This window comes from Haladaptatus sp. SPP-AMP-3, from assembly GCF_049568665.1.
Classification (GTDB): domain Archaea; phylum Halobacteriota; class Halobacteria; order Halobacteriales; family Haladaptataceae; genus Haladaptatus; species Haladaptatus paucihalophilus.
In genome coordinates this window covers 1,016,191-1,028,672 of sequence record NZ_CP145897.1, presented here as the reverse complement: position 1 = coordinate 1,028,672, position 12,482 = coordinate 1,016,191, and the positions used below count along the sequence as shown (strand labels likewise).

Here is a 12,482-nt window from a genome sequence, read left to right as displayed (position 1 = left end):
CGTGCCACCATCTACCGAGACGGCGGTTTCGCTGGGTTATTCGACGACTATCGTTCCAGTCATGCCCGCCGCCTCGTGCGGGATACAGTAGTACTCGAACGTCCCTTTCGTCTCGAACGTGTGGACGTACGACTGCCCGGACTGCACCGCTCCTTTGCCCGCGTCCCACCCGGTGACGGCTTTCTTCTCGGAGTCGAACCCGCCGGAGGCCCAGTACGACGCGCCCTCGGGGAGTGATTCCTCGCGGGCGGTGACCGTGTGCGCCTCGCCGCCGACGTGTTTCCACGCGACGGTATCGCCCGTTTCGATGCTGCGTTTTCCGGGGTCGAACGAGACGGCTTTGACGTCGATAACGTGATCCGCGCCGTCCGGGACGCCCTTTTGGACGTTCGGTCCGCCCTTCAGTTTCGTCTTCGATTCCTCGCCGGTGCCGTTTTTGGCCTCGCCGACGGGTGCCTTGTCGAGTTCGCCGACGACGGTGAACTCGGCTCGGAGCGCGGCGGTGACGAAGGCGTCGTTCGCCGAATCGACGCCCTCCCCGGAGTCGAGCGCGTCGGCGTACGCGGTCAGTTTCGCCTCGAACGACTCGTAGGCGTTCCGGTCGCCGGATTCGAGATTCTCGTGCACCTCGGATTTCTCGAACTGGGAGAACGAATCCTGCACGATGGTGGCCGCCGCGCCGCCGAAGTCGCCGCCCGCGTTCGTCACGACGGCGGAAACGGATTCGACCGCCTCGTGGCCGAATTCCACGGCCTTCGCGTAGGTGTCGTCGCCCCCGTCGACGTTCCCCAGCGCCGCCTCGAACGACTCGTAGCGGTCCGCGTCGGCGTGTTCCAGCGCCTCGTGGTAGCCGCCCGCGCCACTTTCGAAGTGTGCGAAGGTCGCCTCCACGATGGCGTTCGCCCGCTTCGCGTCGCCGAGTTTCGCCACGGCGGCGTCGAAGGCCCGTCCGGCCATAAAACTCGCCTCGGCACCGGCCACGACGCTCGCGCTCGCGGCCTTCATCTCGAAGTCGAGGAGCGCCTGCATCGCCCCTTCGAAGTGTGCGGTCGCACCGGACCCGTTCCCCTTCAGCGCGGGAATCAGTCCCTCTTTCAGGTGTTCGTGTTCGAACCGGTCGTAGAGTTTCTCGCTGGTCCCCTCCAGCGTCTCGTGCATGCCGAGTTCGTTCTTCTCGAACCGCGCGAACAGCGACTGTGCGACGGTCGCGGCGGCGTTCGACTCGACGCGCTCGTGGCGTTCGAGCGCGTCGGCGAACCGGGCGCGGAAGAATCCTGCTTGGAGGATAGCGGGTTGGACGCCCGCCGCGAGCGCTTCGATACCGGCCCGGAGGTTGGTATCGACCTTCGATACGGCCTCCTCGACCGCTGTTCCGTCGCCGGATTCGGCGGCAGCGGTGAGGGCTTCAAGTCCGGACTCGAACCCTTCGTAGGCGTCGTGGTCTCCGGATTCGAGGGCTTCGTGCGCGTCCGAGGCTTCGAAGTCGGCGAAGACGTCCTCCGCGACCGTTTTCGCTCGCTTCGTCTCGCCCCGTGCGACCAACCGCGTGCAGTCGGCGGCCCGGACGCGGTAGCTGTTCAGGGTGGCGGCGTGCGCGAACGAGGTGGACGGCCCGCCGAGCGAGGCGAGGGCGTTCGCGTCGAACGCTTGTGCCTGCATGACCGCGATGTGGCCCGCGCCCGCGACGTTCTCGGTTCCGAGGCCGTAAGATCCGGACACGGCGGCCGTCACCGCGTCGTTCGATTGGTTCGCCACGACGTCCGCCTTCTCGTTCTTCGCGGCCCGAATCGTCGTTTTCGCGGCGTGTTCGAACGCGTCGTAGGTCTCCTCGTTCGCCGATTCGAGCGCGTCGTGGAGGTCCCCGTCCTCGAACGCGGAGAGCGCCCGCGTTGCAATCGTCCGTGCCCCCGAGAGGTTTCCGGCGGCGGCGACCATCGCGGCGTTCTCGAAGCGCGTCCCCAGCAGTTGCATGTCGAGCGCGCGGGCGTTCCGCTCGCCGACGAGTTGCACTTGCGCCTTCCGGAGGTGCTCGTTTCCGAGTCCGAGTTCGACTTTCATCTCCTCCGTGTTCTCCTCCCGGAGGCGGGTTTTCAGTTGGCCGATGGCCTCCTCGAACTCCTCGTAGTGTGTCTCGCTCGTCTCCTCCAGTTTCTCGTGTGCGCCCCATTCGCCGGTGGCCTGCTCGAACCGGGCGAAGGTGTCCTCCGCGACGGTCGCTCCGGCGTCGAACTCGCCCGCGATACCGAGCGCGAATGCGTCGTGCAGTCGGGCGCGAAGGACGTTCCACTCGGCCGCGACGGCCGCCTCCGCGCTGACGTCTTTCGCACTCGATTCGGCGTCGGGAGCGCTACAGCCCGCCAGAAGCCCGCTTACGAGCGTCGTTCCGCCCACCCTTAAGAGAGTCCGTCTATCGATGTCCATATTTGGTTTAGGCCCACCTAAAGGTCTAAAGCGTTCCGATTTTTAGGCATCCCAAAAACAATGCGTCCGGGTGTCATACGGGGACCTCTCATCGACGGAAAACGTTGGGATAAAGACGACCTTTTTAACCTTTCACCGTCTGGGAGGGAATATCGAATGAGTACGCTGGTGGTGTGTGTCGATAGGAACAACGACATCGGTCGGAAGACGGGGCTGCAGATGCCGGTCGCCGGGTGGGAGGCCGTGCAGGCGCTCGTCACCGATGTCGGTCTGGCGGACCCCGAGGATTCGAGTGTCAACTGTCTGCTCGAAGCCCTCCGCGTCGCCCGCGACTTGCGGGACGGGGACGAGGAGTCGATAGTCGCCGTCATCTCCGGCACCGCCGACACGCGGGTCGGCGCAGATCGCGCCGTGGCCGCCCAGATGGACGAACTCGTGGCGGAACACGACCCGGACTCCACCATCGTCGTCATCGACAGTGCGGAAGACGAACGACTCGTCCCCATCGTCGAGAGTCGAACCCGGGTGGACGCGGTGGACCGCGTGGTCGTCCGACAGGCCCGCGACATCGAATCGACGTACTACCTGCTGAAGCAGTTCCTCGCCGACGAGGAACTCCGCCAGACTGTGCTCGTCCCGACCGGAATCGCGCTCATCGCGTTTCCCGTCCTGCTGTTGCAGTTGGGCCTCGCCATGGCGACGTCGGCCATCACCGCCGTCATCGGCCTGTTCGTCCTGTACAAGGGACTCGCCATCGGCGACTACTTCCACAATCTCCCCGCGGAGGCCCGCGACGCCCTCTACTCCGGCCGGGTGTCCATCGTCACTTACGTCGTCGGCGTCGGACTGTCGCTCATCGGCGTGTTCGCCGGAGCGCTCCGTGCCGCACCCATGGATTCCACCGGCAACGTCCTCATGACCGCGATGGCGTTCGTCTTCGAGAGCGTCCCGTGGATCGCCGTCGCCGCCCTCACCGCCAGCATGGGCCGCCTACTGGACGAAGCCATCCGCAACGACCGCGTTCGGAACTCCTACCTCAACCTCCCGTTCGGTGTTCTCGCGGTCGGACTGGTCGTGCGCGGTTTTTCGGCCTACTTCCTCCAGCGAGCCGGAAAGATAGCTCCCGTCGTCGTTCCCAAGATTGTGGTCGGCCAGACGACGATTCAACGACTCACGTTCGACCCCGGGATGCGACTGGCGGTGTACGTCGTTTTCGGCGTCCTCGTCAGCCTCGTCGGGGTTCGCGTGGCCTCCTACGTCAGCGGGACGGCCATCAGCGAAGAACTGGTCGAGTAACCGAGGCGCATTTATTCCCCGGTTCGCAAACCTCCGTATGAACCAGCAGGCGTGGGTCAGCCTCTTTTCCGGCGGCAAGGACTCCTCGTGGGCGCTCTACCGCGCGCTCGAAGCGGGACTTCCCGTCGAGCGACTCCTCACCGTCCACCCGGCGGGCGACTCGTACATGTATCACGTCCCGGCGACCGAACTCACGGCGCTCGCCGCCGAAAGCATCGACATCCCGCTCGTGAACGTCGAGGGCGATTTCGACGCCGAATCAGTCGAGGATGCGGGCGAACAGGGCGACAAGGAGACGGAAATCATGGAGGACGCCCTCCGAGACCTCGATATCGACCTCGCGGGCGTGACAGCGGGGGCGGTCGAAAGCGAATTCCAGACCCACCGCATTCAGGACCTCTGTGACGACCTCGGCATCGACCTGTTCGCCCCCCTCTGGCAGGAAGACCCCCGCGAACTCGCCGACGCGATGTTGGACGCCGGATTCGAAATCGTAATCGTCCAAGTCGCGGCCTACGGCTTGGACGAGTCGTGGCTCGGACGAACCTTGGACGAAGACGCGCTCTCCGAACTCGAAGCCCTCAACGACGAGTACGGCGTCCACATTCTCGGCGAGGGCGGCGAGTTCGAAACCCTCGTGACGGACGCACCGCACATGGACCGTCCCATCGAACTCGAGTACGACACCGAATGGGACGGGGACCGCGGACGGGTGCGGATTACGGACGCTTGGCTCGGCGAGTAATCGCATCCGCGTGGTATGCGAGGGCCGGAGGCTCTCGCGTTACCGGTGTGTAAAACGGTGAGAAGGAAGGGTGCGTGGGTTTACTCGTTCGATCCGTTCGTGATTTGGGTGTGGGCACCGATGAGTGCGCCCGCCAAATCCATGTTCTCGATGTGCGTTCCCTCGTCGATGATGGAGTCGCGCACGTCACCGCCCCGAACCGTCGCGTTGGGGAAGATGATGGCGTTTTCGAGGGTGGCATCGGCGAGTTCCGCGCCGTCCATCACGTGGACGTTTTCCCCGATGGTGGTGTTCTCCAGCGTGGCGCTGTCGGCGACGCGAGACTCGCCGCCGAGGTACCAACCGACGGCATCGAGGTAGCTCTCGGGCGTACCGATGTCGAACCACGCCTCTTCGAACGTGTAGGCGTAGACGGGCTTTCGGGACTGTAACCACTGGAGGAACCACCCCGGTTCGTCCGGGTTGTTGCCGTCCTCCAGATACGTCTCCAGGAGCGGGAGCGTTTCCTCGGTGAACGCGTAGCAGGCGATGGACACCAGCGTCGAGTTCGGGTCGTCCGGTTTCTCTTGGAAGTCCACGACGCGGTCGCCGTCGAGTTCGACGAGACCGTAGGCTTTCGCGCGCTCCTTGGTTCCGACGTCGTACGCGGCGAGACAGGACGACCCCTTTTCCTCGAAGAAGTTCACGAAGTCGCCCACGTCGAAGCTGATGAGGTTGTCACCGGCGATGACCACGAGGTCATCGTCGACTTCCTCGCGCTCGACGAGTTGCGCGAGCGCGCCGACGACGCCGAACTTCTCGTCTTCCTCCGAAGTGTCTTCGACGCTCAGTTTCGGTTTTTCGAAATCGCTCTCCGCGAGGTGGTCGCGGAAGTCATCAGCGAACCGTTCGTTCGTGCTCACATAGACGGTATCGACGCGCTCGTCGGCTTCGAGGTCGGCGAAAATACGGTCGATAACCGTGGTCTCGCCGATGGGAAGAAACATCTTCGGGCGCTGTTTCGTGATCGGCCACAGGCGCGTCGCGTATCCGCCCGCGAGGACGACGGCTTTCATAGCCAGACCGTCACCCCGGCCCCCTAAGTCCTTTTTCATTGCGGGAGCGGTCAGCGGGACGAACGATCACCGGAGACGAATACAATCCGCGGCGCGTCCCTCGAATCAGTCGGCATCGTCGGTGCCCGTCTCGTCGAACAGCGCGCCGAGCAGTTGGTGTTGTGCCTTCCGAAGGTGGTAGTGCAGCGTGGGCGATGCGATGTCGAGCGCGCCCGCGACCTCCTCGGCGGTGCTCCCGCGCGGCCAATCGTAGTATCCCGCGAAGTAGGCGGTTCGAAGCGCCGTCTCCTGTCGGTCGGTGAGCCGGTCGGTGAGGGACTGTCGGAACTCCTGTGCGGTTTGAATCGGTCGGTCGATGGTTCGCTTCCCGATCAGCTCCGCGGACGGATACGCCGCCTGAAACGCATCCACGACCTTCCGAACCTCCGTCTCGCGCGGGATCTCGGCGACGATGGACACCTCGCCGCGATTCGCCGTCGCGGACTGGACGGCGGCCCCGGCTTCGACCAATCGCTTGACCGTCGATTCGTTCATTTGGATTTCGACGACGAGACCGGTTTCGTCCGTCTCGATGAGTCGACACTCCGCCACAGTGTCGGACTCCGACAGTAGCGTCTTGAGCCGGTCGGGGGGTGCGCCCTCCGCGCGGATGTAGTGGAGCAGTTGCCCTTCCGAGGCCGGAACCAACCCGAGGAGGTGACACGTACAGTCGAGTCGGCGGGACGCGGCCATAACCGCGTCCCGCGAGCCAGCCACGTGGAACTCCAATTCGACGTGACTGTCGGAGAGTAGTATCTTCTTGTTCCGCGCGGCGTTGATGGCGAAGCCGATGGTGTCCCCGAGGATTTCGAGGGCGGCTTGCGCTCGCTCCCCGAGAACGCCGGTGCGGGTGGAGACGAGCGACAGCGACCCGTACATCGTGTTGCCGTACGAGATGGGGATGGAGATGCCGGACTCGATATCGCGCTCCAGCGCTTCCGCGCGGACCTGTGGCGGGAGCAAGGACGTCTCCGCGACGTCCGAGATGACCTGTAGTTCGTCGGTTCGCATCGCCCTACTCGCGGGGTCGTCGCCGATGTCCGCCTCGAACTCAACGAGCTTATCGAGATAGCCGTCGATGCCCCCGGCGCGGGTTCGCGGCGTCACGCCGCCGCGGCTGACTTCGCTCTCGTCGGTCCACGCGAGTTCGTACAGCCCCGATTCGACCAGTCGCTCGCACACCAGCTGTTCGATGTCGTCTCGGGTCGCGGCGTGCACGAGTTCGTGGATGACCTCCTGAATCACCCAGTGAATCCGGTTCAGCGTCTCCAGTTCGTCGTGCTGGCGCGTCAGCGTTCGCTCGCGTTTTCGTCGGTCGGTGATATCGCGGGCGACCCACACGACGACATCTTTACCGTCTATCTCCTGGCCGAGCGGCGTCGAGCGGGCTTCGAACCACCGTTGACCGCTTTCGACGGTCAGGGGATACTCCATGGTTTCGACGCGGCCGCTTTCCAGCGTCCGATGGATGTGCTCCAAAAACCGATTCGCGATGTCGTTCGAAAAGACGTCGTGGAGTCGCCGCCCAACGAGGTCGGGCGGCGCGGTAACGGCGAGGTTCTCCGAGTTCGGACCGACGAGCAGTTCGCGGTATTGTCCCTCCTCGTCGAGGAGGAAGGCGACGTCCGGAAACGCGCTCATCAGGGTGTCAATTCGGCTTTCGCCGCGTCCGCCGAGGTGGGTTCGAATCGCGCCCACGATTCGTTCCCGAAGGTCGTCGGTCCCATCGATGGTCGTCTCGGGGACGTAATCGCTCACGCCGAGGTCGATGGCCTCGCTGGCGATTCGTTCGCTTCCGCCCCCCGTGAACACGACGAACGGGAGGTTCGGGTGTTCGTCGCGCACCGTTTCGAGGAGGTCCAACCCCGTCGAGTCGGGGAGGTGGTGGTTGCTGACGATGCAGTCTATCGCCTCCTCCCCGAGACGGGACAGACACGCCGTCACGGACGATTCGACGCGTACCGTGAGGTCGTCGTGCTGGCGGTCGAGCGACCGTGCGATATCGGTTTCGTGTTCGACGAACAGAACGGTGTGACTCCTCGTCATTTCGGTCTTCGGCGATTCGTCCGTCGTCGTTCGCTCCCCCATCGCAGATTGTCTCACGAACCGCGTCGGGAAAACAGTTTATGTTGTCCGAAGTTTCGCGCTAGAAATTTGAACCCGGACGACCAATGACGTGTATGCGCGACGATGAGACGACGCGCGAGCGGATCGCGACGTTCCTCCGGACCGAACCGGCCGCCCCGAGCGCACTCGCCGCGGAGTTCGAAATCACGGCCGGTGCGGCGGTTCGCCACGTTCGCCACATCGCCCGGTCGGTCGAACCGAACGGTGAGCAGTTGCTCGTCGCCCCGCCCGAGTGTCGGGACTGTGGCTTCGACCGCTTCGACAATCCGGCGAATCGACCGTCCCGCTGTCCCGAGTGCAAGAGCGAGGCGGTGGACGAACCGACGTTCGTGATTCGGGAGCCGTAAGCGGTGGACGAACGTTCGTGATTCCGACGAGACGACGCTCCCGCGCCGGTAGTGTCTCTATTCGAACCCGAGCGAGCGGTTCGAGGAGAGGTCGTACTCGATGGACGACCCCTGTTGGACGAACTCGTAATCTGGGTCGGTGAGGTAGACCGCTCCGTCTTCGACCGTCACGTCAACTTCGTCGAGAACCGCGCCTTCACACGGGCCGTAGGTGCAGACGCCGGAGTCCGATTCGAACAGCGCGCCGTGTTTGCCACAGACGAGTTCGCCGTCGCGCATGCTCGCGCCGTCGCCCTTGTCGAGGCGCACGTCGGTCCAGTGCTGGCAGTAGTTCTTCCACGCTCGGATACCGTCGTCGGCTTCGACCAGCACGGCTTCCTCCTCGTCGAAGCCGTTTCGAATCGTGAACAGAAACGTCGTGTCGTCGGGTATCTCCTCGACGGCGGCGATTCGGCGGTTCTCGTCCATCGGCCGGAGGTTGCCGATGAAGACGTTTGAGCTTTTTCAAACGGGTCGTCACATCGACTTCGCGCGGTCTATCCATCCCTCGATTCGCTTCGTCGAGAGGTCGGTCTCGCGGGCGATTTCCGCGGGGTCGGCGACCGCCAACTCCGCCGTGTTTTCGACGCCCGCGTTCTGCAGTCGCTCCGCGTAGGCCGGGCCGATTCCCTTCACGTCTTCGAGCGGCCGGGCGTCGGTGCCGGTGGACTCTTCTTCCGCGACTTCGGGTTCCTCCGCCGCGGCTTCGGTTTCCCCCGGTTCCGCTTCGACTTCTACTTCCGGCTCTTCTTTCGACACTTCTCCTTCTCTTTCCGCTTCCGGCGCTTCCGCCTCGGGTTCGGGTTTCGGTTCCTCGTCCGGTTCGGCTTCCGGCTCGGTCGCCTCCGTCTGCGTCGGTTGGCTCGCGTCGGCGCTCGGTCCGGTCGCTTCCGCGGGTTCGGCCGCCGTATCCGGCTCGGCTTCCTCTATGTGATCGGTCGGTTTCCCCTCGTCGACGAGCTCCTCGGTGGAAACGCTCGTGTCTTCGCTCGGGGACTCGTCCGCCATTTTCACTGCGTTCTCCGATTCCACGTTGGGCTGTGCTCTCGTCTCGGTCGGCTCGCGCTCTATCGTCACACCGTTGTCACGATTGCGCGTCTTCGACCGCTCATCGCCAAGACCGAGCAACGATTTCAGCCGTGTGATAAGCCCCATTGTGGGATAGTACAAAGTCCCTTCACTTAAAGGCGTCTTCGCAAGGCGGCGTCCATCCGCTCGACGGGTGCATTTGTTCCAGTCCATAGTTCAAATGCGGCGACTCCTTGAAACAGAAGCATCCACGCACCGTCGATCGTCGTCGCGCCGCGCGCGGACGCCTCGCGGAGCAGTCGCGTGTCGAGCGGGCTGTACACCGCATCCATCACCGCGAGGTCGCCGTGGAGCGCGGTCGCCGGAACGGGCGATTCGTCGGATTCCATTCCGACGCTCGTCGCGTTGACCAGCACGTCGGCCCCCAATACGAGGTCGGGAAGTTCGTCCAAGCCGTGCGCGCTCGCACCGTCCACGTCCGCCGCGAGGGATTCCGCGCGGGAGACGGTTCGATTGGCGATTTCGACCGTCGAGCCGTCGTCGGCCAGCATGAAGGCAATCGCGCGCGCCGCGCCGCCCGCACCGACGACGACGGCGGACGCTCCGTCGCGGGACACGCCGTGGCGTTCGAACGCCCGACGCGCGCCCTCGGCGTCCGTGTTGTGACCGGTCGGGACGGAATCGTCGGAGGCGGAGAGATCGACCGTGTTCACCGCACCGATGCGTTCCGCGAGAGAATCCGGTTCGACGTGCGAGAGGGCGTCCTCCTTGAACGGAATCGTCACGTTCAGTCCGCTGATGCCGAGCGCGTTCGCCCCCTCGATTGCCGGGCCGATGGCCTCGGGTTCGAAGGTGACGTAGCGGGCGTCCATGTCCAGTTCGTCGTAGGCGGCCTCGTGCATCGGCGGGGAGAGCGAGTGGCCCACCGGATTGCCGAGGAGTCCGTACACGTCCATGGCGGAAGAAGGGAGCGGGGGGACTTAATCGACGGGTCAGACACCGAGCGTGACGAAGTAGACGGCGAGCGCGATGAAGAGGACGTAGAAGACGCCGCTGCCGAGGAACGGCGTCGGGTTGAAGTCGTCCTCGCCGACGCGACGCGCGCGGAAGAGAACGATGCACCCGGCGACGATGGCGAAGAGCACGGAAATCGCGTTCAGGAAGCCCGCGGTTCCCCACGCGAGGCTGAGATTCCACGGCGTGAACAGGATGCCGAGCGTGACGGGGAGCGTCCCTTGGAACGCCATCGCACCCGTGATGTTGTTGAGCGCGAGGGTGTCCTTGTCCCGCGAGAGCCAGATGACGCTGTTGAACGCCTCCGGCAGTTCCGTCGCCACCGGAGCGATGATGAGCGCGACGATGGCGTACGGAATGCCGACTTCTCTCGACATCCACTCCACTTGGTCCACGAACAGGTGCGCGCCGTACACGATGAATCCGAGCGCGATGAGCGTCTGGAGGGCCGTGAGCACGAAATGCGGGTCGGAGCTGTGGTCGGCCGACGGGTGGATGCCGACCCGTTCGAGCACCCCCTCGACGGCGAGTCCGATGTGGAGGTCGTCCATGTCGTCGCTGTCGGCCAGTTCGCCCGCCCGGAGCGACAGGTACAGATAGGCGAGATAGAGGACCACGAGGAAGGCGGCGATGACGACCCGAATCGGAACCGCGGCGACGGTCGTGCCGTCCGGGATGAGCGCGGCACCGAACGCGAGCGTGTAGCCGACGAGGAAAAAGGAGAGGTCGCGCGTCGTCGCGCCCTCGTTGAAATGAAGGTCGGTGGCGTTCGCGCGGCGGTCGGCGAAGTAGTAGACGCTCGCGCCGACGAGGAACATGGCGATAGTGGCGAGCATGAACGGCGCGCCCAGAATCGCCCCCACGCCGATGTCCGAGGCCGCCGACCCGCCCTTCAGGATGGCGATGACGGGAATCGTCGTCTCGGGGAGCGCCGTCCCCATCGCGGCAAGGATGCTGCCGGTCGCGCTCTCCGAGATGCCGAGGCGATGACCGAGCCATTCGACGCCGTTCGTGAACACTTCCGCACCGACGAGAAGAAAGCCGAACGATGCGAGCAGTAACAGTCCTTTGGTGGACGATTTCGACAACAAGAGGGGCCGCATTGCACCGGCCACTGGAAGCGACATACGCTGAGATTTCGACGGTGGTCAATTAAAGACACACCATCCAGCAAGCGCCGTCAGTGACCCGGAATTCCGCCGACGTTGAGGACGACGACGTGGTAGACGACCACCGCGAGGAAGACGAGATAGAACAGGCCGCCGATGAGGAACGGGCGCGCCGTCATCTTGCTGCCGTTGATGCGACGCGCGCGGAAGTACAGCACGCACCCGCTGATGATGGCGAGGATGGCCGACAGGCCGTTCAGGAAGCCCGCGGTGCCCCACTGGAACGAGAGGTCCCACGAGGTGAACATGATACCGAGCGTGACGGGGAGCGTACCCTGAAACGCCATCGCGCCGGAGATGTTGCCGAGCGCGAGGGTGTCCTTGTCGCGGGAAATCCAGATGATGCTGTTGAACTTCTCGGGGAGTTCGGTGGCGAGCGGCGCGATGAGGAGGGCGACGATGGCCGTCGGGATGCCGAGCACCTCCTCGGAGACCCACTGGGTCTGGGAGACGAACACTTGCGCGCCGCCGATGATGAGGCCGAGCGCGACGAGCGTCTGAACCGCCACCAGTATCGAGTGCGGGTCGCCGGAGTGGTTATCGTCCGCGCTCATGCCGGGAACCAACCCCTCTATCATCAGTCCGAGGTGAAGGTCCTCTAGCTCCTCCCCTTCGACCAGTTCCCCGCTCTTGAGCGAGCGGTAGAGGTAGAACAGGTAGAGCAGGACGAGCAGCGCGGCGATGCCGTGGGAGATCGTGTCGCTGTGAATCAGCGCGGCGCTGAACGCGAGCGTGTAGCCGACGAGGAAGAAAGAGAGGTCTCGGCGGGTGGATTCGTTGTTGAAGTGCATCTTCTGGCCGTTCGAACGGCGCGTTCCGAAGTAGAGGACGCTCGTGCCGACGAGGAACATGGCGATAGTGGCGAGCATGAACGGCGCGCCCAGAATCGCCCCCACGCCGACTTCTTCCGCGGCTTTCGTCCCGCCGCCGCTCCCGAAGATAGCGATTATCGGAATCGTCGTCTCGGGGAGCGCGGTGCCGACCGCGGCGAGGATGCTGCCGGTCGCGCTTTCGCTCACGCCGAGGCGGTGGCCCAACCACTCGACGGCGTTCGTGAACACTTCCGCGCCGAGGAGGAGGAGAAGGAACGATGCGAGAAGCAGTAACGAGTTTTCCCACACTGGCGGCAAAATCGCCAGTGGGGCAGTCGGTATCGGGTTCATACTACGGGCATCTTCAAAAGCACCCTAATTAAGCGGTT

The 12,482-nt window shown here is 64.4% G+C and carries 11 protein-coding genes; 3 read left to right on the top strand and 8 right to left on the bottom strand.

Features of this window, described 5'->3' with window-relative positions; genetic code table 11:
- Nucleotides 1-36: 36 nt before the first annotated feature.
- A complete protein-coding gene (locus V5735_RS06005) occupies nt 37-2,421 on the bottom strand; it encodes a DUF5059 domain-containing protein (RefSeq protein ID WP_423745522.1) in 2,385 nt (794 codons plus the stop codon).
- A gap of 156 nt (nt 2,422-2,577) precedes the next feature.
- On the opposite strand from V5735_RS06005, the gene V5735_RS06000 reads away from it, so the two are divergent.
- Both V5735_RS06000 and V5735_RS05995 read left to right on the top strand, forming a co-directional pair.
- On the top strand, nt 2,578-3,717 hold the full coding sequence (locus V5735_RS06000) for a DUF373 family protein (RefSeq protein WP_423745521.1): 1,140 nt from the start codon (nt 2,578-2,580) through the stop codon (nt 3,715-3,717).
- A gap of 37 nt (nt 3,718-3,754) precedes the next feature.
- A complete protein-coding gene (locus V5735_RS05995) occupies nt 3,755-4,462 on the top strand; it encodes a diphthine--ammonia ligase (RefSeq protein WP_423745520.1) in 708 nt (235 codons plus the stop codon).
- A gap of 80 nt (nt 4,463-4,542) precedes the next feature.
- Here the strand turns inward: V5735_RS05995 and V5735_RS05990 are convergent, their stop codons facing one another.
- Both V5735_RS05990 and V5735_RS05985 read right to left on the bottom strand, forming a co-directional pair.
- On the bottom strand, nt 4,543-5,517 hold the full coding sequence (locus V5735_RS05990; protein WP_423745519.1) for a sugar phosphate nucleotidyltransferase: 975 nt from the start codon (nt 5,515-5,517) through the stop codon (nt 4,543-4,545).
- Nucleotides 5,518-5,622: 105 nt separating this feature from the next.
- Nucleotides 5,623-7,644 (bottom strand): bacterio-opsin activator domain-containing protein, encoded by a 2,022-nt coding sequence (locus V5735_RS05985; RefSeq protein WP_423745518.1) that lies wholly within the window; start codon nt 7,642-7,644, stop codon nt 5,623-5,625.
- A gap of 92 nt (nt 7,645-7,736) precedes the next feature.
- Here V5735_RS05985 and V5735_RS05980 point away from each other — a divergent pair, with 92 nt between their 5' ends.
- The gene (locus V5735_RS05980) at nt 7,737-8,030 is read left to right on the top strand and encodes a transcriptional regulator (protein WP_423745517.1); all 294 of its coding nucleotides are present in this window, start codon (nt 7,737-7,739) and stop codon (nt 8,028-8,030) included.
- A 57-nt stretch (nt 8,031-8,087) separates the two neighbouring features.
- Here the strand turns inward: V5735_RS05980 and V5735_RS05975 are convergent, their stop codons facing one another.
- Genes V5735_RS05975 through V5735_RS05955 form a run of 5 tightly spaced genes read right to left on the bottom strand, consistent with a single transcriptional unit; the run spans nt 8,088 to nt 12,444 of the window.
- The gene (locus tag V5735_RS05975; protein ID WP_423745516.1) at nt 8,088-8,498 is read right to left on the bottom strand and encodes a Rieske (2Fe-2S) protein; all 411 of its coding nucleotides are present in this window, start codon (nt 8,496-8,498) and stop codon (nt 8,088-8,090) included.
- A 48-nt stretch (nt 8,499-8,546) separates the two neighbouring features.
- Complete coding sequence (locus V5735_RS05970) at nt 8,547-9,224, bottom strand: helix-hairpin-helix domain-containing protein (RefSeq protein ID WP_423745515.1); 678 nt, start codon at nt 9,222-9,224, stop codon at nt 8,547-8,549.
- A 26-nt stretch (nt 9,225-9,250) separates the two neighbouring features.
- Nucleotides 9,251-10,054: a shikimate dehydrogenase gene (locus tag V5735_RS05965; protein WP_423745514.1), complete on the bottom strand. Its 804-nt coding sequence runs from the start codon at nt 10,052-10,054 to the stop codon at nt 9,251-9,253.
- Nucleotides 10,055-10,090: 36 nt separating this feature from the next.
- On the bottom strand, nt 10,091-11,239 hold the full coding sequence (locus V5735_RS05960; protein WP_423745513.1) for a sodium:calcium antiporter: 1,149 nt from the start codon (nt 11,237-11,239) through the stop codon (nt 10,091-10,093).
- 53 nt (nt 11,240-11,292) lie between these two features.
- Nucleotides 11,293-12,444 carry a sodium:calcium antiporter gene (locus V5735_RS05955; RefSeq protein ID WP_423745512.1) on the bottom strand — a complete coding sequence of 384 codons (1,152 nt, stop codon included), beginning with the start codon at nt 12,442-12,444 and terminating at the stop codon, nt 11,293-11,295.
- Nucleotides 12,445-12,482: the final 38 nt, after the last annotated feature.